Origin of the sequence: Paraglaciecola sp., assembly GCF_039964565.1 — a bacterium.
Taxonomy (GTDB): Bacteria; Pseudomonadota; Gammaproteobacteria; order Enterobacterales; family Alteromonadaceae; genus Paraglaciecola.
In genome coordinates, this window is sequence record NZ_JBDVXF010000043.1 from 18,704 (window position 1) to 38,440 (window position 19,737).

Annotated in this window: 21 protein-coding genes; 11 read left to right on the top strand and 10 right to left on the bottom strand. The window is 41.2% G+C overall.

Annotated features, from left to right (window positions below; translation table 11 throughout):
• Positions 1-4: 4 nt before the first annotated feature.
• From rpsC to ABJK37_RS18360, 5 genes are all read left to right on the top strand, one after another.
• A complete protein-coding gene (gene rpsC / locus ABJK37_RS18340; RefSeq protein ID WP_215926759.1) occupies positions 5-706 on the top strand; it encodes a 30S ribosomal protein S3 in 702 nt (233 codons plus the stop codon).
• A 2-nt stretch (positions 707-708) separates the two neighbouring features.
• Positions 709-1,119 carry a 50S ribosomal protein L16 gene (gene rplP / locus ABJK37_RS18345; RefSeq protein ID WP_215926761.1) on the top strand — a complete coding sequence of 137 codons (411 nt, stop codon included), beginning with the start codon at positions 709-711 and terminating at the stop codon, positions 1,117-1,119.
• Positions 1,119-1,322: a 50S ribosomal protein L29 gene (gene rpmC, locus ABJK37_RS18350; RefSeq protein ID WP_215926763.1), complete on the top strand. Its 204-nt coding sequence runs from the start codon at positions 1,119-1,121 to the stop codon at positions 1,320-1,322. The genes rplP and rpmC overlap by 1 nt, the downstream gene beginning before the upstream one ends.
• Position 1,323: 1 nt before the next feature.
• Positions 1,324-1,575 (top strand): 30S ribosomal protein S17, encoded by a 252-nt coding sequence (rpsQ, locus tag ABJK37_RS18355; protein ID WP_215926765.1) that lies wholly within the window; start codon positions 1,324-1,326, stop codon positions 1,573-1,575.
• A gap of 193 nt (positions 1,576-1,768) precedes the next feature.
• Positions 1,769-2,395 carry a hypothetical protein gene (locus ABJK37_RS18360; protein WP_348356950.1) on the top strand — a complete coding sequence of 209 codons (627 nt, stop codon included), beginning with the start codon at positions 1,769-1,771 and terminating at the stop codon, positions 2,393-2,395.
• A 35-nt stretch (positions 2,396-2,430) separates the two neighbouring features.
• On the opposite strand, the gene ABJK37_RS18365 is transcribed toward ABJK37_RS18360, so the two are convergent.
• The 4 genes from ABJK37_RS18365 to argR all read right to left on the bottom strand — a co-directional run bounded on the left by ABJK37_RS18365 (position 2,431) and on the right by argR (position 5,501).
• On the bottom strand, positions 2,431-2,748 hold the full coding sequence (locus tag ABJK37_RS18365; RefSeq protein WP_348356952.1) for a hypothetical protein: 318 nt from the start codon (positions 2,746-2,748) through the stop codon (positions 2,431-2,433).
• Between the two features lie 56 nt (positions 2,749-2,804).
• Positions 2,805-4,409, bottom strand: a complete 1,605-nt coding sequence (locus tag ABJK37_RS18370) for a S41 family peptidase (RefSeq protein WP_348356954.1) — start codon at positions 4,407-4,409, stop codon at positions 2,805-2,807.
• 62 nt (positions 4,410-4,471) lie between these two features.
• Entirely contained in the window at positions 4,472-5,044 is a 573-nt protein-coding gene (locus tag ABJK37_RS18375) for a paraquat-inducible protein A (RefSeq protein ID WP_348356956.1), read from the bottom strand.
• The gene (gene argR, locus ABJK37_RS18380) at positions 5,037-5,501 is read right to left on the bottom strand and encodes a transcriptional regulator ArgR (RefSeq protein ID WP_348356958.1); all 465 of its coding nucleotides are present in this window, start codon (positions 5,499-5,501) and stop codon (positions 5,037-5,039) included. Before argR ends, ABJK37_RS18375 begins: the two co-directional genes overlap by 8 nt.
• 229 nt (positions 5,502-5,730) lie before the next feature.
• Here argR and mdh point away from each other — a divergent pair, with 229 nt between their 5' ends.
• Positions 5,731-6,666 (top strand): malate dehydrogenase, encoded by a 936-nt coding sequence (gene mdh / locus ABJK37_RS18385; RefSeq protein ID WP_348356960.1) that lies wholly within the window; start codon positions 5,731-5,733, stop codon positions 6,664-6,666.
• A 109-nt stretch (positions 6,667-6,775) separates the two neighbouring features.
• Here the strand turns inward: mdh and ABJK37_RS18390 are convergent, their stop codons facing one another.
• Together ABJK37_RS18390 and ABJK37_RS18395 are read right to left on the bottom strand one after the other, a co-directional pair.
• Positions 6,776-7,396: a DUF2726 domain-containing protein gene (locus ABJK37_RS18390; protein WP_348356961.1), complete on the bottom strand. Its 621-nt coding sequence runs from the start codon at positions 7,394-7,396 to the stop codon at positions 6,776-6,778.
• Positions 7,397-7,540: 144 nt separating this feature from the next.
• The gene (locus ABJK37_RS18395) at positions 7,541-8,014 is read right to left on the bottom strand and encodes a hypothetical protein (RefSeq protein ID WP_348356963.1); all 474 of its coding nucleotides are present in this window, start codon (positions 8,012-8,014) and stop codon (positions 7,541-7,543) included.
• A gap of 107 nt (positions 8,015-8,121) precedes the next feature.
• Here ABJK37_RS18395 and ABJK37_RS18400 point away from each other — a divergent pair, with 107 nt between their 5' ends.
• Both ABJK37_RS18400 and ABJK37_RS18405 read left to right on the top strand, forming a co-directional pair.
• The gene (locus tag ABJK37_RS18400; RefSeq protein WP_348356965.1) at positions 8,122-8,649 is read left to right on the top strand and encodes a DUF2937 family protein; all 528 of its coding nucleotides are present in this window, start codon (positions 8,122-8,124) and stop codon (positions 8,647-8,649) included.
• Between the two features lie 211 nt (positions 8,650-8,860).
• Entirely contained in the window at positions 8,861-9,505 is a 645-nt protein-coding gene (locus tag ABJK37_RS18405; RefSeq protein ID WP_348356966.1) for a DsbA family oxidoreductase, read from the top strand.
• A gap of 87 nt (positions 9,506-9,592) precedes the next feature.
• Here ABJK37_RS18405 and ABJK37_RS18410 read toward each other — a convergent pair whose 3' ends face one another.
• Positions 9,593-11,761, bottom strand: coding sequence for a M3 family metallopeptidase (locus ABJK37_RS18410; protein WP_348356968.1), 2,169 nt, complete (start codon positions 11,759-11,761; stop codon positions 9,593-9,595).
• A gap of 232 nt (positions 11,762-11,993) precedes the next feature.
• Here ABJK37_RS18410 and ABJK37_RS18415 point away from each other — a divergent pair, with 232 nt between their 5' ends.
• Complete coding sequence (locus ABJK37_RS18415; RefSeq protein ID WP_348356970.1) at positions 11,994-12,563, top strand: hypothetical protein; 570 nt, start codon at positions 11,994-11,996, stop codon at positions 12,561-12,563.
• A 31-nt stretch (positions 12,564-12,594) separates the two neighbouring features.
• Here ABJK37_RS18415 and ABJK37_RS18420 read toward each other — a convergent pair whose 3' ends face one another.
• The 3 genes from ABJK37_RS18420 to thpR form a co-directional block, all read right to left on the bottom strand.
• Positions 12,595-13,197 (bottom strand): histidine phosphatase family protein, encoded by a 603-nt coding sequence (locus ABJK37_RS18420; protein ID WP_348356972.1) that lies wholly within the window; start codon positions 13,195-13,197, stop codon positions 12,595-12,597.
• Positions 13,197-14,051, bottom strand: coding sequence for a formyltetrahydrofolate deformylase (gene purU, locus ABJK37_RS18425; RefSeq protein ID WP_348357415.1), 855 nt, complete (start codon positions 14,049-14,051; stop codon positions 13,197-13,199). The genes ABJK37_RS18420 and purU overlap by 1 nt, the downstream gene beginning before the upstream one ends.
• 237 nt (positions 14,052-14,288) lie before the next feature.
• The gene (gene thpR, locus ABJK37_RS18430) at positions 14,289-14,804 is read right to left on the bottom strand and encodes an RNA 2',3'-cyclic phosphodiesterase (RefSeq protein ID WP_348356974.1); all 516 of its coding nucleotides are present in this window, start codon (positions 14,802-14,804) and stop codon (positions 14,289-14,291) included.
• Positions 14,805-14,895: 91 nt separating this feature from the next.
• On the opposite strand from thpR, the gene hrpB reads away from it, so the two are divergent.
• Together hrpB and mrcB are read left to right on the top strand one after the other, a co-directional pair.
• Positions 14,896-17,358 (top strand): ATP-dependent helicase HrpB, encoded by a 2,463-nt coding sequence (gene hrpB / locus ABJK37_RS18435; RefSeq protein WP_348356976.1) that lies wholly within the window; start codon positions 14,896-14,898, stop codon positions 17,356-17,358.
• The gene (gene mrcB, locus ABJK37_RS18440) at positions 17,358-19,718 is read left to right on the top strand and encodes a penicillin-binding protein 1B (RefSeq protein WP_348356978.1); all 2,361 of its coding nucleotides are present in this window, start codon (positions 17,358-17,360) and stop codon (positions 19,716-19,718) included. The genes hrpB and mrcB overlap by 1 nt, the downstream gene beginning before the upstream one ends.
• Positions 19,719-19,737: the final 19 nt, after the last annotated feature.

Sequence of the window (19,737 nt, forward strand, 5' to 3'; positions counted from 1 at the left end):
AGTAATGGGACAGAAGGTACATCCTACAGGTATACGCCTGGGTATCAGCAAACCATGGACATCTACCTGGTACGCTAATACTGCAGATTATGCAGATAACCTGTTTAATGATCATCAGGTACGTCAGTATCTGACTAAGGCACTTAAGAGTGCTTCACTTTCGAAGATCGTTATCGAACGTCCAGCGAAAAGCATCCGTGTAACTATACACACTGCTCGACCTGGTGTTGTTATCGGTAAAAAAGGTGAAGACGTTGAGAAGCTACGTAAGTATGTATCTAAGCTAGCCGGTGTGCCAGCTCAGATTAACATTGCTGAAGTACGTAAGCCTGAATTAGACGGACAACTTGTTGCAGATAGTATTGCTAGCCAATTAGAACGTCGGGTTATGTTCCGTCGTGCTATGAAGCGTGCAGTTCAAAATGCAATGCGAATTGGTGCTAAAGGTATCAAAGTACAAGTAAGCGGCCGTTTAGGCGGTGCTGAAATTGCACGTGCCGAGTGGTATCGTGAAGGTCGTGTTCCATTACACACTTTCCGTGCTGACATCGACTATGCAACGTCAGAAGCTGATACTCAGTACGGTATCATTGGTGTAAAAGTATGGATCTTCAAAGGTGAAGTATTAGGTGGCATGCCACTTACTCACGAGCAGCCAGCTGCCGCACCTAAGAAGAAGGGCCGTGCTCCTAAGCGTGAGGGCTAATTATGTTACAACCTAAACGTATGAAGTTCCGTAAAATGCATAAAGGTCGTAACCGTGGTTTTGCTGCGGGTGACAGTGTAAGTTTCGGAACATACGGACTAAAATCCGTAGGACGTGGTCGAATGACTGCGCGCCAAATCGAAGCAGCTCGTCGTGCTATGACACGTGCCGTTAAACGTCAAGGTAAAATTTGGATTCGAGTTTTTCCTGACAAGCCAATTACTGAGAAGCCTCTAGAAGTGCGTCAAGGTAAAGGTAAAGGTAACGTTGAATACTGGGTATGCCAAATTCAGCCAGGTCGTGTTTTATACGAAATGGAAGGTGTTCCAGAAGAAGTAGCACGTGAAGCGTTTGCATTGGCAGCCTCAAAACTGCCCTTTAAAACAACTTTCGTAACTCGGACGGTGATGTAATGAAAGCCACAGAACTGAAAGAAAAAAGCGTAGAAGAGTTGAACGCAGAGCTATTAAATTTGCTTCGTGAACAATTCAACTTGCGTATGCAAGCGAGCACAGGTCAGCTTGAAAAAACTGACGGTCTTCGTAAAGTGCGCCGTTCTATCGCGCGTGTTAAAACCATTCTGACTGAAAAGTCTAATGCCCCAGTAGGAGCTTAAGATGACTGAACAAACATTTCGTACAGTACAAGGTCGTGTGGTTAGCAACAAAATGGACAAGTCCATTACCGTTGCAGTAGAACGTAAAGTGAAACACCCAATTTATGGTAAGTTCATTAAACGCACTACTAAGCTACACGCACATGACGAAACTAACCAGTGTAACCAAGGAGACGTAGTCACAATTCGTGAATGTCGTCCTTTGTCTAAATCTAAAAACTGGATGTTAGTTGACGTTGTGACTAAAGCTTAATATAAAGTTTTAGGTAATAAATTAAAAAGGTGCTTATCGTAAGATAAGCGCCTTTTTTTGTGTTGCTAGCGTTATTCTGCGCTTATTGGATGTCCCGTTTAGGGCAAGTAAAGCAGACAAGGGTTATTGAACAAATAACTAATGTATGCCACGTTATCGTTAATATCGCCATGGATTATTTGGGAAAAATGTCGTGATAAAAGTGACACATATCGGTGCTGGTTCATCAATGATTGCAGCTATGTGTTTGTGTCTGGGTTACGTTGTTTCCTTTATTATCGTACCTGACTTTATCAGTAATTCTGATGCCCGCGCTGATTCGATTAGGCAGCATGGTTTGCTTATACAAGCTTATTATTTTGTTGTGTGGATAGTGTTTGCAGGAGCGGTGTTATTAAGCAACTATGCTCTACTCTATAATGAAAAAAGATCTCATAGTGTTTATGAGAGCCTAATCACCTTATCGTGTTTTGTTGCTGCGTGTTACTTTATTTCAATTGGATTGATTGAAATTTCCTCCACTTTCATAGTCAATAACGATGTTAATACCCTAAGTCAAGCCTCTGAATTTAGAGAATACTTTGCTTTCTTGCTGAAATTTAGAGGTAGTACCGAGTTTGCGGGTGACGTGTGGTTAATACTTATTAATAGCTATTTGTTCAAAATGAAAACAACCTATAGAGTGCTTGCTATATGGGGTGGATTGGTTGGGGTTTTAGGTATGATGTTGCTTCATCCTGCCTTTTATTCGATTGCAAACCTTTATCTTATCTTGTTTGTTGGCTGGTTTTTGGGTATTGGTTTTCGGATGCTGAGGTAAGTTCGTTATGTTCCCAACGGCTATCAAACTAGCGGCTATATCGCCTTGCACTTGATTTGGTTTAAATATTCGATTTCCCCGCTTTGGTCATGTCGTAAATAACATTTTTTATCATAAAATAACAACGACAAAGTTATTGCTGCACGTATTTCACGACCATTTAGCAGGTCCCCCTGACTGTTTTGAGGTGGAATAGCCTCAATATAAACGGTGCTATTATTGGTAAAAACGTTATCGGCGAGCTTAATAGTCTGACTGTTTAATAAGTCTCCGGCGGCTTGCTCAAGTACTACTCGACTGGTAGGTGATTGTTTTTCGAGTAACGCTGCTACGAAATAGTGTGACTGCGTCATATTGCAGCCAACTAACATAATTGCAACAGTTACTATTAATTTGAATTTTTGAGTTATCACAAGGCTGCAGGTTCTGTAATGGGTGTTAGGATCTTGAGGGAATCAATAAATATGTTGGGGGTGTTAATCGCTATACCTGTTGTTGCTGAACTGTTTTTCTCGAGAGCGTTATTGGCGGCTTTAGATAGGGGCGGACAAAGTCCAGTTTCGGCGTAGCCAATAGCCGATGCCAATAGCGCCTCATTTTTATCACCAAGTGCTTCGGAGAAATCATCTGCAACTGAACAGCCGGGTAATTGGTCGTCGAATTTTGGACTAACAACCGGGATAAAACCATCGGAATACTCACCAAAACCCTTAGCATTAACACCTTGAAATTGAATCGTGAAGTAAGTGGTACTGCAATTGTCCGTTGCATAAAATCCAAAGGGTTTACCACATGTTGTATCGCCGATTAATACCACCTCAACATCTATGCCTCGTAAACCATTTATGACGGCTTCACTAGCAGAACAAGTGTTGTCTGTCGCCAAGATGAATACTCTAGTTACCTCTACTGACGGTAAAGTGTTGTTTGTTAAAGTGTTCGACGTCCAGTTTATTTCTTTAGAGTAAAAAGGCGTAGGTTGTATCGTGTTGCCTGTAATTGGGTCTTGGGTAGGGTATTTATCATTGAACTGTAAAGTTTCAAAATCTTGATTGTTAGTTTGGGCACCGCCAGCAACCATATAAGCGACTTGCGAAGCCATGGCTAGCAGACCCCCACCGTTATACCGTAGGTCGATTATTAGTTCAGTGACACCTTGATCTACAAATGTTTGAAAACCATCAATAAGTGCATCTTGAGCTGTTCTGATGAACGAATTGAATTGCATATAACCAATTCTGCCAGCAGCAGTGTTGAGTACCTTAACATTTTGAACAGGACTTAATTCAATATTGGCCGATGTTAAATTCGTTTCTAACACTTGATTTCCAGCGCTATCCGCAAATACAAAATTAAAAGTTTGCCCGGCATCCACAGGACTTAAGGCTGCATTGATTTTATCTACATCAAGCTGATTGGTTGCGTTAACAAAATCAACACCATCGATTGTATTTAATTCGTAACCCCGACTGACACCAGCTATGGCTGCAGGTGAGTTTGGTTCTGTGTAACGAACGATTATACGTCGCGGTGAACTAGTACTCAGGTATTCCCAGCTGATACCATATCCAGAAGTCACCCCACTTTGGGTACGCTTGTTGTATTCTTGCGTAGATTGCGAAAAATGGAAATTATCTTTATTGGAACCGCTTATGGTTAATTCATTGGTTTTTAGCTGACTAAAATAGTCTGCGACAGAAAAATTCGACGGGTTGTTATCATCCACTTCGCTGTACCAAAGGTAGGTATCTTCAGTCCAAGAACGAAGCCACATTTTTTCATGCATAGCGGTGCCTTGAGAGTCCAAGAAAGTATCGCCATTACTATCGGGGCCTGTCCTTGGAGCAGCACAGAGGTTCTTGTAGTTTGCAACTGCTGCATACTGGCCAGCTACCCACTCTGGCTCATTTGTATTAGGGAGAGGCGGCACGCCCGAATTCGAATCACCGCCACCGCAAGAGGTTAATATAAAACTCATGGTTACAATAAAAATCGCTAATGGTGTTTGGTTCATAGATACAGTTCTTCTTACGGATAGTATTTTTAACAAAGAGTTTTAACCGACCAAATATTCGCTCAATTAGCTGGTTTCGATTTAATCGCAGAGCTTGCGAATTGCGTACCGAGCAATGACAGCAAACAGTATGCGGTGAAGTAATAGAAGCCTTCTCCAGCGGCAGATAATGTTTGGGTACTAATGTCCAACGCAAATTTAAAACCAAACACGCTGAATTGTTCAGTGGTAGAAGTATCAGCATGGTTGGTAGACATTATGGCTAAAAATATAGCAATGACAAACACATCGGCCATAGACCATTTACCAATTGAAGCGACAAAGTTAATCAGTCTTTTTTCAACTTGTAGCGACTTATTAAAGTAGGCAAAACATAAAAGCAGAGTTTTTAGTAAAGGAATGCACACTGAAAACACAAATATCAATATGGCAACCAATAAACGCTGGTCGTCCCATAATTCATTAATAGTCGCCATAATTGACAATTCCTTGTCTATTAACGATGACTTAAGATCTGAGCCGCTTAACGTAGCCGCCATTTCCATATTAAATGAAAACATGGTGAGTAAAATACCAGGAAAGAAAAACCCTAGCGCTGCAATGTTTAATGCAAAACCGATGTGCTTTTTATACATTTTCAAACAATGCTTCTACACGTTTGCGAGTATCTTCAATGGTTTTAACATCCGCCGGTGCGATAAAAATTGTGTCATCCCCAGCAATAGTGCCTAGTACGCCGTCTTTTTTACCCAATGAATCTAACAAACGAGCAATCAACTGAGCTGCCCCTGGACTGGTACGAATAATTACCATCACATTGTTGTGCACAATATCAAGTACCAACTGCTTAAGCGGGCTTTTTGCGGTTGGCATGCCCATCTCAGGAGGTAGGCAATAAACCATATCACCGCGGGCATTACGAGTGCGAACCGCGCCAAATTTGCTTAACATCCGAGAGACTTTGGATTGACTAATATTGTCAAATTGTTGGGTTTTTAGCGCTTCGACTATATCGCCTTGAGACCCAAAACTTTCTGTTTTGAGAATATTTTTAAATGCTTTTATCAATGCGTCTTGTTTATTGGTGGCCATATGTAGCTAATTGCTTGGGTTGATGGAGGTATTTTGCCGTATTGCTTGGGTTTAAGCAATTTGCCAGCTTAAAGAATGTAAAGAGTATATGATAAAACATAGCTGCCTGTTAAATCTAACCAGACCCTAGTATAATCCCGCGGTCTAAAATATTGACCAACAATTATATTTTACAAACCATGTTAGTTTTGATTATTGCAAAGCAGCAAGCTTTTCACAGGAGAGAATCATGAAAATAGCCGTATTAGGTGCAGCCGGTGGTATCGGTCAAGCGTTGTCATTATTATTAAAAACTCAATTGCCAGCTGGCTCAGAGTTGAATTTGTATGATGTTGCTCCAGTGGTTCCTGGTGTAGCGGTAGATTTAAGTCACATCCCTACTGATGTGAAAGTACAAGGTTTCGGGAAAGAAGATTTAGCTGATGCATTGAACGGTTGTGACATTGTGTTGATCCCTGCAGGTGTACCTCGTAAACCAGGTATGGATCGTTCTGATTTATTTAACATCAATGCTGGAATTGTTAGAAATTTGGTTGATGCCATTGCTGATAATTGTCCAGAAGCTTGTACTTGTGTAATCACTAATCCAGTTAACACTACCGTTGCTATTGCCGCAGAAGCGTTAAAAGCAAAAGGTGTTTACAACAAAAATAAACTTTTTGGTGTGACGACTCTTGATGTTATTCGCTCAGAAACTTTTGTGGGGAACCTAAAAGGATTAAACCCTGCTAACGTACATGTTCCTGTGATTGGCGGACATTCTGGTACCACTATTTTACCTCTTTTATCTCAAGTAAAAGGTGTCGATTTCACTGATGAAGAAGTCGCTAGTTTAACTACTCGTATCCAAAATGCGGGTACTGAAGTTGTTGAAGCAAAGGCTGGTGGCGGATCTGCTACACTTTCTATGGGTCAAGCGGCTGCAAGATTCTGCTTATCTTTAGTAGACGCTATGCGCGGTGAAAACGTAGTTGAATATACCTACGTTGAAACCAATAGCGACGATGCTGAATTTTTCTCTCACCCAGTACGTTTAGGTAAAAATGGAGTGGAAGAAATTTTATCTTACGGTGAGTTAAGCGAGTTTGAAGAAAACGCTAAACAAGCAATGTTAGATGGCTTACGTGGTGATATCGCTTTAGGTGTTGAGTTCGTCAAAGGTTAGTTTTAATTGACCTGCTATTGTTAAGCAATAAAAAATCCCCTTGAAGGTGAAACTTAAGGGGATTTTTTTATGTTTAAAATTGAATTGCTTCTCAATGCAATAGTCGTTGTTACGCTGCCGCTACAGGGCGACTCGGGACCGTCTTATTGGTTTGGATTGGTCTGGTTGGTTTCGATTGTCTCGCTAAGGCTGATGCTAATTTTCCGCCACTTTGTGGCGACGGAGCAGTTAATTGTTTTAACTTAGGTTTAGGCAACTTAGCTTGGATACATTCTCTAATGTCCTGAGCTTTGTAACCTGAACGCACTTTAATTCTCACGTGTGGTATATGTGCAGCATCGAGAGCACCGCTTACATAAAAATCTCGCTGGCTCTTGTAGCCATCTTTGCCACTATTGTGGACTAAATCTATTGCCAGTATTGGTGTCATATCTTTTTTGGAGCAAAGCACAAAATCCAAATGTTTGCTGCCGGCTCGTGAAGCGGCATTTTTGCTAGTTTTTTTATCGGCATTTTGGTGGATGGTTAATATATCGCTCATTTTCACTCTGCATAAAATACGAAACTCATTCCCTACAGCTTCTTCAATAAGCTCTAAAAAAGTACGCTCAACAGGAGTGAACAAGTTGCCTTTCTTTCTAAAAGGAAAGGTTAAACCTGGTTCATTAAGTTTCATTGCGCCTACTGCTACTATGATAAGTAACATCATCAAAACAATTGCTAGTTCCACTTTACCTCCAAAAGCCAATGTCGGAAAATTGACTCGGTGTTAATCTTTCTCCTAGCTAAGCAAAGAAAGTGCCAATGAGTGGTAGGTAAGGGGTCTTCAATGATGTGGATGAGGAGTGGGTCTAGATTTCCGTTGTTTTTAACTTTAACCAGCAGATTTTATTAGGATATCTATTTGACTACCTTGGCCATCTTTGGATATCACAACTATTTGTTGTCCATTTGAATATTGCAGCACTATACGGCCATTGAGCATTTTCTCTTGTTCAGCTTGTCCCATTTGGTTGATATAAAAATCCTTCGTGCTTTGCTGATCACTAATTGCAAAATAGGACATGCTTGCAGGTAGCCCGTGAGCAAATAACTGACAAAATTTGGCGTTGGGATATAGAGGTAAACTAAAAAAATCCGCCGGGCACATCGGGCTAGATGATTGGGATGTACTAGTCGATTCTGAATCACTAGCGGTTAGTTTTTCTGGCGTGGACGGCTGTGATTCCACCACCTCTGACTGTGCTTGCAACGCCACGGTATCTGCTACTGCATAGTCTTGAGCCTGCAATGTTATGCTTGTCACAGCAGTCAACAAGATTGAACTTTTCAATTTAAAATTTAACAAACAACTATCCCCGTGTTAACGCTTGTGTTTACTATAGAAGTTCATAACCTTAGCGGCAAGGCAATTCAGGTGAGCAAAGGTATGTTTGCCCGTGAATGAGTATAGAAATGATAAAATTTTGTTTAGATTACTTACGGCTGATACTTTTTTGCAGCGGACTCTTAATGGGTATTCAGATTCCTGCAGTGGTCGATCAATATGAAAAACGTGTTGATGCCCGTTTATCAGAAGCTTTAGACATTTTCGCTGGATTCCAACAAACAGCTGACCGTTATTTTGGTGGTAACGTAGAAGATCTCGTTAAACATTATGAAAGTAGCGAAGACGTTGTTTTTAATGATGACGCTCGAAACATTCGTTTTATCTCCGACCGAGTGGCCACATTACAGCAAGAAACACAGTCTCTGCAGCAGCAAGCACTTTGGCGAGTGCTGCATGTTGTTACATCAGCAGATAAACAAATTATTAATGAAACCATGGAACAATATAGCTATATGATCCTTATTGACCCCCAAGCTTTGATTTGGGGCATTGTATGTGGTTTTTTGATTACTATTGGGTTAGAAGCGTTGCTGCATTTTTTCGGCTTTTGTTTGTTGTGTTTTCGCCCCCATAAACACAGGACTAATAATTGAATTTAAACCAATACCGATAAAGCGATACGGAGTCCCTATTCCAATCTAGCATAGTGACTAGCGGTTTTTAGCATTGTTAACCTAAATAAGCTGAAATTCAAAAGTGATGAATTACTAATACTTTACTTCAGGGTCTTGACTAACAACCCTCGCTCCCCCACATCGATTCATAGTAAACATTTAAATTTGCGCTAAATAAAATGGTGGCTCTATGAATAAAAATTTAACTATCGATATTGTGTCAGACGTATCTTGCCCGTGGTGCATTATCGGTTACCAAGCATTGAATCAGGCTTTGTCAAATTTAGCCCCAGATATTCAAGCTGATATTACTTGGCAACCTTTTGAACTTAATCCTCAAATGCCAAAAGAAGGACAAGAGATCACTGAACATATTACCCAAAAGTACGGCATCAGCGAGCAACAAGCTGAAGAGAATCGCGCGGCAATTAAAGAGCGTGGCCTATCTGTGGGGTATGAATTTGGTAACCGTGGAGGAGGTCGTATTTATAATACTTTTGACGCACACCGTCTCTTACATTGGGCCCATGAATTAGGCAAACAAACTGAGCTCAAATTGGCGTTGTTTAATCTGTATTTTCAACAAAATGGTAACCCCAGTGATCACCAGCAATTGTTAGCTGTGGTCGAAAGTGTTGGGTTAGATGTGACAGAGGCCAAACAAGTTTTGGACTCAGATAAATTTACAACAGAAGTAAGAAAACAACAGCAACATTATCAATCAGCTGGAGTGCATTCGGTTCCGGCTGTGATTGTGAATAATAAACACTTAATTAGTGGCGGTCAGCCTGCAGAAGTTTTTCAAGCAGCCTTGAAACAAATAGCAACTGAATAACGGATTTTTAAGGTTACATGGTTTGCTGAATTGACTCTAATTACCCATTGGTCTCATGGGTAAATAGAGTCTTTCAGTGTATTTACGTTACTTGGTGACTGGGAAACCTCTGTCACGCATCAAAGCTTCAACTTTAGCATCACGTCCACGGAATAAACGGTAGGCCTCAGCCGGCTCCATTGCATTGCGGATAGAAAACAGGTGATCAACCAATTTCTTACTTAAGTCTTTATCGTAAAAGCCCCCCGGCGCCTCTGCAAACGCCTCAGCCGCGTCAGAAGTGAGAACTTCTGCCCACATATAGCCATAATAACCCGAAGAATAACCTTCACTAGAAAACACATGTCCAAACTGAGTACTGCGATGACGCATGACTACTTCTTTTGGCATTCCAAGCGCAGCTAATTGTTCTTTTTCAAAGGCCTGAGGTTCTATTTTGGCAGGATCAGTCGTGTGGTATAACAAATCCATAATAGCGGAGGCCATATACTCGGTTGTCTTGAAACCTTCATTAAAGGTGGCGGCTTTTTTGATTTTGGCTACCAAGTTAGCGGGGATGGGTTCGCCAGTTTTGTAGTGGACTAAATAGTTATTAATCACTTCATCTGTGGTCAACCATCGCTCTAACAATTGCGATTGAAACTCAGTGTAGTCTCTTACGCCAGAGTGGGACGTTGGGTAAGCAACGTTAGCTGACAAGAAATGTAAGGCGTGACCAAATTCGTGGAAATAGGTTTCGGCATCGTCCCAAGAAATCAGGGTGGGCTGACCTTCAGAACCCTTAACAAAATTAGAGTTATTTGAAGAAAGGACCGTCTTCTTTCCATCAAATGTTGTGTGGCTTCTATAGGTTGTCGCCCAAGCTCCGGAGCGTTTACCTTTACGGCCAAATGGATCAAGATACCAAAGTCCAATGTGTGCTCCTGAGGTTTTATCTTTCACTTCCCAGACTTTAACGTCTTCATGAAATACCGGTACCGAACCTTCGGGCACTGGAGTGAAATCAAAATTAAATATGCGACCCGCGACATAAAACATTGCATCGCGCAATTTATGCAATTGTAGATATTGTTTGACTTCATCAGAATCAAGTGAGTATTTGTCTTTGCGAACCTTCTCGGCATAATAGCGATAGTCCCACGGTGCGATCTTAAAGTTAGCGCCTTGTGCATCTGCAATCTCTTGCATATCTGCCACTTCTTCTTCAACACGGGCAATGGCCGCTGGCCATACTTGTTTCATTAAATTCATGGCATTTTCTGGATTTTTTGCCATGCGGTCTTCTAAGCGCCACTGTGAATAGTTATCGTAACCAAGCAGTGCAACACGCTCATCACGTAAATGAAGGATTTGTTTAATGAGCTCGTTATTATCGAATTCATCACCATTATTTGCGCGGCTGTAGTAAGTTTTCCAAACCTTTTCTCTTAGTTCTCGTTCGTCAGAGTAAGTTAAAAATGGATCCATAGATGAACGAGAGTTAGTAATTGCATACTGGCCTTCCTTTCCTAAGGCTTTTGCGGCGCTAGCAGCAGCTGAAATTAACGATTCTGAGAGACCCGCTAACTGCTTTTCACTTAAAAACAATGCGTAATTCTCTTCGTCAGCGAGTACATTATTGGCGAACTGTGTCTGTAGTCCTGCTAATTCTTGGTTGATTTCAGCATAACGTATTTTCGCTTCACCTGATAACGTTGCGCCATTACGGGCATAACTATTATATGTAAGCCATGTGATCCGCTGTTCTTCAGTGTTAAGGGTTTTTAGTTCAGCACCTTGATACACGGTTTTTATCTTTTCAAAGAGCTTTTTGTTACCTGTGATGCTCGAATTAAAAGCAGAAATTTTTGGCACCATTTCTTTTTGGATCGCTCGAAATTCAGGGCTGTTAAGGTTTGATCTCCAAATTCCCCAGTATTTATAGACTCTACTCAAATCGCGGCCTGATTTTTCTAACGCGACTATGGTGTTCTGAAAATTAGCGGGTTCAGGGTTATTAACTATGGCCTCGATTTCAGCCAATTTGAGTGCCATGCCTTTTTCTAAGGCAGGTTTAAGATCCGCTAAGCCCATCTTATCAAACGCTGGTACACCGCCATATGGCCCGCTAAATTCTGCTAAAAGTGGATTGTTTTGTTCAGCCTTTATTTCGACTGTGGTTTGTGCTGTTTCAGACTGTGGAGTGGGGTTTTCGCTACACGCACTTAAAGTCATTATCAACGCACTACTTAATAGCGTTGCTAGTTTAGTATTCATGATTTTCTGCCTAGTAAATTATTATATTTATGATTTTTCGTTAGTTTCTCTCTAAGAAGCGAAAGAGTGTAAAGTTCTGGCATCAAACTACAAGAGGGATAAGGGCTCATCGGTTTAGTTTTTTTATTAAATTTCGTATGTTTTTTTATACCTAACTAGCCTTGGGTATACGGAAGTTATACCTAAACTAGGTACAGTATAAAGGTAAAGAAAGTCCAATTTGAGCCTTGAAATGAAATCAGTCTTAGTTGCAGCATTATTACTACTGTCTAGCCATTGTTATGCTAGTTCAGATGTATTGGCGACTACCTTAACTTGGTTGAAGACTTGGTCTCCAAAAAATATTGAATTTAAAACGGCAAAGTCAGCCATAAAATTTAACGGTTGTAGACAGAAAGAATACTTAGCCGCTTTTAACCAGCCATTAACTGAAAGCCTTACTCTGGAGATGGCAGTGGGGTATGCCAAAGGCAAACATTCATGGGGTGTGTTTAGTCAAAAAGTATCAGTTAAAGAATTTACTTTTGTTCCTAGGTATCATGTTAACGAAAGGGTCAGTATTGGTTTTGGGGTCATCGCGCAATCACAAACCGAATTTAAAACCAGTCAGGGAATTGAACTAAATTTACCCAAAAATACAGAATGGTTGTTCAGCACTCGAACTAATGGATTTGCTAACAACCATTATTTGGAATGGTCGATATCTAGCCAAAAATGGCAAGCTTCAAATGATTTTGGCGGTTTATTCGAAAACCGCACAACTAACCATAAAGTAGTCTTGAGTTATAATGGCTATTTCTAAAAGAGCACTGCCACCACGTTAGGTCATCTTCTTATACTGCTGCACCTTGAGCGCTGCTGGCTCCTAAATGCAGTGCGTCACATAATCTGAGAACTGTTTTTCTATCCACACCGTTTACTTCTGTAATACATGTATTTTGAAAGTCTGATAACGGAAGCACGCCTTCATTAACGACTAAATGTTGCTTTATTAGCTCTCGCAATACTAGGCCATGTGTCATGACGATTAAATTTCCCGACATATTTTGATAAGTGTCTAAAATGCTTTGCCATGCAAGACTTACTCGTTGTATGAATTGTGGGTGAGTTTCTCCGTTGGGTGGCGCGTAGTTTTCAGCAAAAAAGTCTGCATCAATATCAGCATAGGCTTTGCCGCGTAGATCTCCAAAACTTCTTTCTCTGAGTAAGGGCTCAAGAGTAAAACTTGCCGAGGCCATTGCTCGCATAGGTTCAGCCGTTTGTTGGGTACGTATGTGATCGCTGCACATTATGCCTTGGAAAGGAATGTCCGTAAAAGACGCGGCCAGTAACTGCGCTTGCCTGTGTCCTTCAGTCGAAAGAGGGGTGTCGGGTGTTTGTACAATTCTGTCTCTATTGCCATTAGTTTGGCCATGACGAATGAGGTAAATAGACATCAAGCAAACACCACGGTTTTGTTCTTATGAATAATCACTCGGTCTTCCAAATGATAACGGACACCATTGGCTAGAGCCGTTTTTTCACAGTTTTTGCCCTTGCGAACCATATCCGCAGAAGTATCGCTATGGCTAATTCGCATCACTTCTTGTTCAATGATTGGCCCTTCATCTAAGTCACTGGTGACATAATGGCAGGTAGCGCCAATGAGTTTTACACCGCGATTATAGGCTTGCAGATACGGTTTAGCGCCGGCAAAAGAAGGTAAAAAGCTGTGATGGATATTAATTGCCTTTCCAGCCAACTTTTTGCAAAGGTGATCAGGAATAATTTGCATAAACCTAGCCAGTACTGTTAAGTCTGCATCATAGGCTGCTATGAGTTTTTCAATTTCTGCAAAGGCTTTTTCTTTGGATTGATCTTTAAAGTCTACCCAATGGAAGGGGATATTGTGCCAGTCAGCAAATTGTTTCATTTGAGGATGATTGGCAATAATACACGGGATATCGCATTGCAATTCACCACTATGCCAGCGATGTAAAATGTCCATCAAACAATGGGACTCATGGCTGGCCAGCATCACTACTTTTTGCTTTTTATGAGAATCGGCAATTTTCCAATTCATTTGAAATTTTTCAGCAATAGGTTCAAAAGCTTGCTGAATGCTGCCCATGCTCATATTGATAGATTCAGCTTTTATCTCATGACGCATAAAAAATCGCCCTGTTTGCTGATCGGTATGGTGGTTCGCCTCTACAATAGTGGCATTTTGCTCTGCTAAAAACTGACTTACGGCTGCGACTAACCCTACTTGATCTGGGCAATCTATTACTAATCTAAATGTTTGCTGCATATTTTTTGACATATTTCCGATAACTTGACCCTATTGTTGCTCGCTACATACACAGGCGTAAAGAACAATTACTGCTATTTCAGAATCAATAGTAAAAAGCGCGAATGCCGTACCGCCATTGTTTTTCACAAAATTCATGTAAACGCGCCGTGCCTAGAGGTGACCGACAGCTGTTTATCGCGACTATTTTATTCTTGGTGTTCACCAAGAGACTAATCAATATCGAGTGATAGTTACTTAACCTAAAGGCCAAGATTGTTGGATCGGGTAATACACTCCCTGCTCACTGGGTTTTGACGCAAACAAGTGAAATTCATTTGCTCGCCACTGAAAGTCCGCAGTCGCTGAGAATATCCCTGGTTTAGTCTTACATTTTCGCGCTAATGTAAGGTGTGCTGTGTAGTGTTGTTGCTGCAATCTAAGACCAGCCACTTGTGCTAGTTTGTTTGTTTCTGCCACTAGACTTAAATGTTCTGTTGCGGTTTTTTCGCAGCCTAACCAAAACGCTTTGGGTTTTGACCAATAACCCAAATGGTTAAGGGAAACATCAAAGGCTGCGATTTTAGGCATTTTATCGACAAGGCGAGTAAGTGAATGAAATTGCTCAGCCGTTATATCACCCAAAAATGCCAAAGTAATATGAAAGTTCACAGCAGGCACTGGCGCAAGTAATTGGGGGAAGGCTTGGTTGCGCCAAGCTTCAATTGCTAATTTAGTTTCTGCGTTAGGTTCTAAACCAAAAAATGCTCGCATACTGCTACCTCTAATGTTTGGTATCATCTCGAAAAGATATTTTATGCATCAGTTTTAGCTGAGCTTCACCTCAAACTCAAAGAGATTTCATTTGCTACCTGTTGAACATATTTTACCGGCGCTACATAAACAGCTTAGTACTGGTGATGCCATTGTTGTGGCCCCTCCCGGAGCAGGAAAGTCTACCTGTTTGCCTTTGTCTTTACTTAATTTAACCGTGTTCAAAAATAAAAAAATTATTCTATTGCAACCAAGGCGTATCGCGGTAAGAAATATTGCGGCATATCTAGCAAATCAATTGGGTGAATCTGTAGGTAAAACTATAGGTTATCGGATAAAAGGGGAGGTAAAAGTAAGCGCTAACACACGCTTGGAAATAGTAACTGAAGGTATTTTAACGCGGATGTTACAAAACCAACCGGAGTTACCCGAAGTAGGTTTGGTGATATTTGATGAGTTTCATGAACGTAGTGTACATGCCGATTTTTCTCTGGCTTTATGCATTGAGGTGCAACAAGCGTTACGAGAAAATTTACGTTTGTTGGTGATGTCTGCCACCCTCGATGTTGCGCCGTTACAAAAATTATTACCCGCCGCAAAATTGTTAGAGTCACAAGGAAAAAGTTACCCGGTTGATGTTATTTACCACCCAAATAACTCTCACTCAGCACTTTTTGAAAAAGTCAGTCGGCTGATCATTCAAGTGTTTTACAAACACCAACATGATTTTCTGGTGTTTTTACCCGGTGCTTTTGATATCAACAAAGCTGCAGAACGCTTGAGTCAACATTTTGGAGCTGAGGTTGAAATCTTAAAGTTGTATTCTGAATTATCTAAAAGCGAACAGCAACGGGCACTACTACCTCATCCATCGGGAAAAAGAAAAGTTGTGTTAGCAACCAATATCGCAGAAACCAGTCTAACTATTGAAGGTATAGAAGTGGTTGTTGATAGTGGTATTGAAAAGAAGGCGTCCTTTCAGTTAAATCGTGGCATTTCACACTTACAAAATCAAAAAATATCACAGGCGTCTGCGACTCAACGAGCGGGTAGAGCTGGGCGTTTAAAAGCTGGAAGTTGTTATCGTTTATGGAGTAAAGAGCAACAGGATCGTCTAAATCACCAAAGTACCCCTGAAATCATGTCTACTGATATGTGTAGTTTTGTTTTAGAAAGTGCAGTTTGGGGATCTGCTATCGAAGCGCTTGCATTGTTAGATCATCCCAGTGATGCCCAAGTATCCCAAGGCAGCGCCCTATTACGACAACTAGAATTATTCGATGGCAACAACAAACTCACAGCACTGGGCCGCAAAGCTCATGCTTTAGGTTGCCACCCTAGTATTGCAGTGATGTTGTTTAAAAGTGCCAAAATAAGCCTCAATCATCTGAGCATGGCTTGTGCTATTGCCGCAATCATAGAAAATAAAGATCCTATGAGTAGAACATCAAGCGGTGCGAGTATCTCTGCGAGATTACAGTTTTTGTTAGGGCAAAAGAGTCATATTATCTGGCAAACAATACACCAGTGGCATACTAAAATGGCCTGTAACCTTTTAGGTTGGCCGCTCGAAGATTCCGCTGTTATGGTTGGGTATGCGTATCCACAATGGTTGTCGAAGCAGAGAAAAGATGAACGTTATCAGTTAGTGAATGGAAGCGGTGCGGCATTGTTTCGTGACGATCCTCTAACTACTCAAAGTTGGCTGGCTATTGCAAGTATGCAGACCAGTGATAGACAACAAGACAATGCGCAAATTCGCTATGCCGAATCGTTAACGCTGCTACAAATAGAGCAGCATTTTAATTACTTAATCGAGTCGAAAGAACGAGTCGCATGGGATCAAAATAATCAGCGTATTACGTCGGAAAAGCGTAAATATTTAGGTAAAATTATTTTAGAAAAACAGCCAATTAAACGTCCTTCTCAGCAGCATTCTCTGGATATTTGGCACGATGTTATTCATGAAAAAGGTATTGCTAGCCTGCCATTTAACCAAGAAACCCAACAACTTATGTATCGAGTGCAACTTGCGGCAAAACTGTCGCGGGATATGTCCTTTCCAGACTTTAGTGAAGTTGGTTTACTGAAGTCAATTGATAAATGGTTGTTGCCATATTTGACAGATATTTTGACGTGGAATCAACTGAGTCAATGTCACTTTTACCAACAGTTGTTTAGCGAATTGGATTACTCACAACAACAATACTTAAACAATCAGCTACCCCAACGTTTCGTGTTGCCTAGTGGGACCCATGCATATTTGACCTACAATTCAGACCACAGTGTTATATTGTCGGCGCGTATGCCAGAATTTTATGGATTACAGAGCCATCCATCAGTGGCGCAGCAGCGGCTTCCTATCACAGTTGAGTTACTCTCTCCTGCCAGTCGCCCGATACAAACTACCCAAGATTTGCCAAGGTTTTGGCAAGGAAGTTATAAAGAGGTACAAAAAGAAATGAAAGGCCGTTATCCTCGTCATTTCTGGCCTGATGATCCAGCCAATGCCCAAGCGACAACGCGTACTAAAAAAAGAATGAGCAGTAAATAATGAGCAGAACTTCTAAAGGGAAATCCCAGAAAGCCTCAACCAAGGCTGCCACTAGTAGTAAAACTTCGCTAATCCGGCGGCTCAATCCGTTTCTTTGGGTTGTTCGACATTGGTTTAAATTGCTCGTTGTTTGTACCCTAGTGGTGGGGGCTTACGGAGTGTATTTAGATGCGCAAATTAGGGCTAAGTTTGCAGGTAATAAGTGGCAAGTTCCCGCACAAATTTATGCACGACCGATGTTTCTGCGTGTAAAACAAGAAATAAGTATCAAGGAAATTGAAGAAGAATTACAGCTATTAGGCTACCGAAAACTCACTCGAGCAGATAGCTCAGGTGAATATCAAGTATTGAACAATCGGATCCGTATCCAAAGGCGTAAGTTCGATTTTTCTCATGGTTCTGAGGATCTGCGTTACGTAGAAATTACGATCAAGAATCAGCGCATAGTAGATATTCAAGAGCTCAGTAGTGGACAGGCAATTAGTAATATTTCTCTCGAACCTTGGTTGGTGACGCGTTTGGTTAGCAGTGGTAGAGAAGATCGTATGTTGGTACAAATTAACAACGTACCGCCTATTTTGACGCAAGCTTTAGTGGCCGTTGAGGATAAAGATTTTTATCAGCACTATGGAGTGGCACCGCTTTCGATTTTGCGGGCATTAATGGCCAACATTTCTGCGGGGCGAACCGTTCAGGGCGGCAGTACATTAACGCAGCAATTGGTCAAAAATCTCTTCTTAACCCGTGAAAAATCTCTAGTGCGCAAAGCTAAAGAAGCGCTGATGGCGTTGATAATAGAGGTTAGATACAGCAAGGACGTGATACTCGAAGCTTATTTAAACGAAGTGTTTTTAGGTCAAAATGGCGACACTGGTGTGTATGGATTTGGGTTGGCTAGTTACTTCTATTACGATCGCCCGTTGAACGAATTAAGCATTGACGAAATTGCGACCTTAGTTGGTATTATTAAAGGTCCCTCATATTACAATCCACGTAAATACACAGAGCGGGTCGCAGAAAGGCGCAACATAGTGTTACGGTTGATGTTTGAAAACAATCAGTTAACACCTAACGAATATCAAGATTTGGTTAAGTTGCCAATTAAACTTGCCAGTGGCGCCAGTCTTAAGAAAGATAAACATCCTGCATTTATGGATCAGGTGCGACGCGAGCTTAGATTGGTATTAGATAACCCAGACATTCGCCAATCAGGCTTAAAAGTATTTACCACTTTGGACTCCAATGCTCAGGTAAAAGCCGAGCGTGCTGTTTCAAAAGGAGTCGCAACACAAGAAAAAAGACTAGGTAAGAGCGGATTTGAAGCCGCCATGATAGTGACCGATATTGACTCTGGAGAAATTCGCTCGATTGTAGGGGGGCGTAATACTGACTATGCTGGTTTTAATCGTGCGCTGGACGCTAAACGTTCAATTGGTTCTTTGATCAAACCCGCTATCTACCTCACTGCACTTGAGCAGGCGGCAGACTATAACTTAGCTACCCATCTAAAAGATGAACCCATAAAACTCAAAAGTACCTATGGCAAGATGTGGGAGCCACAAAATTCAGACAAAAAGTTCCGAGGAGAAGTGCCTTTATTGACCGCTTTGAGTCGGTCATTAAATGTACCCACTGTAACATTGGGTATGAACCTAGGCTTGGGAAGTATTGCTGATACTATCTGGCGATTAGGGGTAGAAGAAGAGCTTGAGTTGTATCCAGCTCTTACCTTGGGAGCCGTGAATTTTTCACCATTGCAAGTCAATCAAATGTATCAAACCATTGCCAATAATGGGCGTTATATACCGTTGCATTCTATTACTGCAATTATGTCTCCGAATAATAATTTATTGTGGAACTTCGATGTGGCTGAAGAACAACGAGTAGACGAACAAGCTACCTATTTATTGAATTATGCTTTACATAAAGTGACCCTAGAAGGCACCGCTAAAACTATTCGTACAAAATTTCCGGATATTAATATGGCTGGAAAAACCGGTACTACTGATGATTATCGTGATAGTTGGTTCAGTGGTTTTGACAAAAACATTTTAGTAACGAGCTGGATTGGTAAAGACAACAATGATCCCGTTAATTTGAGCGGAGCAAGTGGAGCAATGCAATTGTTTATTGGGTATCAACAACAACAAGAGCCTAAGTCATTGGTGAGACGTTTTCCAAAAGGGTTAGGGATTGCTCACTTTGATACCGCCACAGGGCGTCTGAGTAGAGCTGGGTGTGTTGATACTTATAGTGTGCCTGCTATTACAGCTGCACTGCCGCCGGTTCCGAAAAAGTGTTTTGGCGAATCGACTGTGCCTGATAAACCAAAGAGTTTGTGGGAAAGAATATTTGGTTAAGGTTTTTATATTATTACGG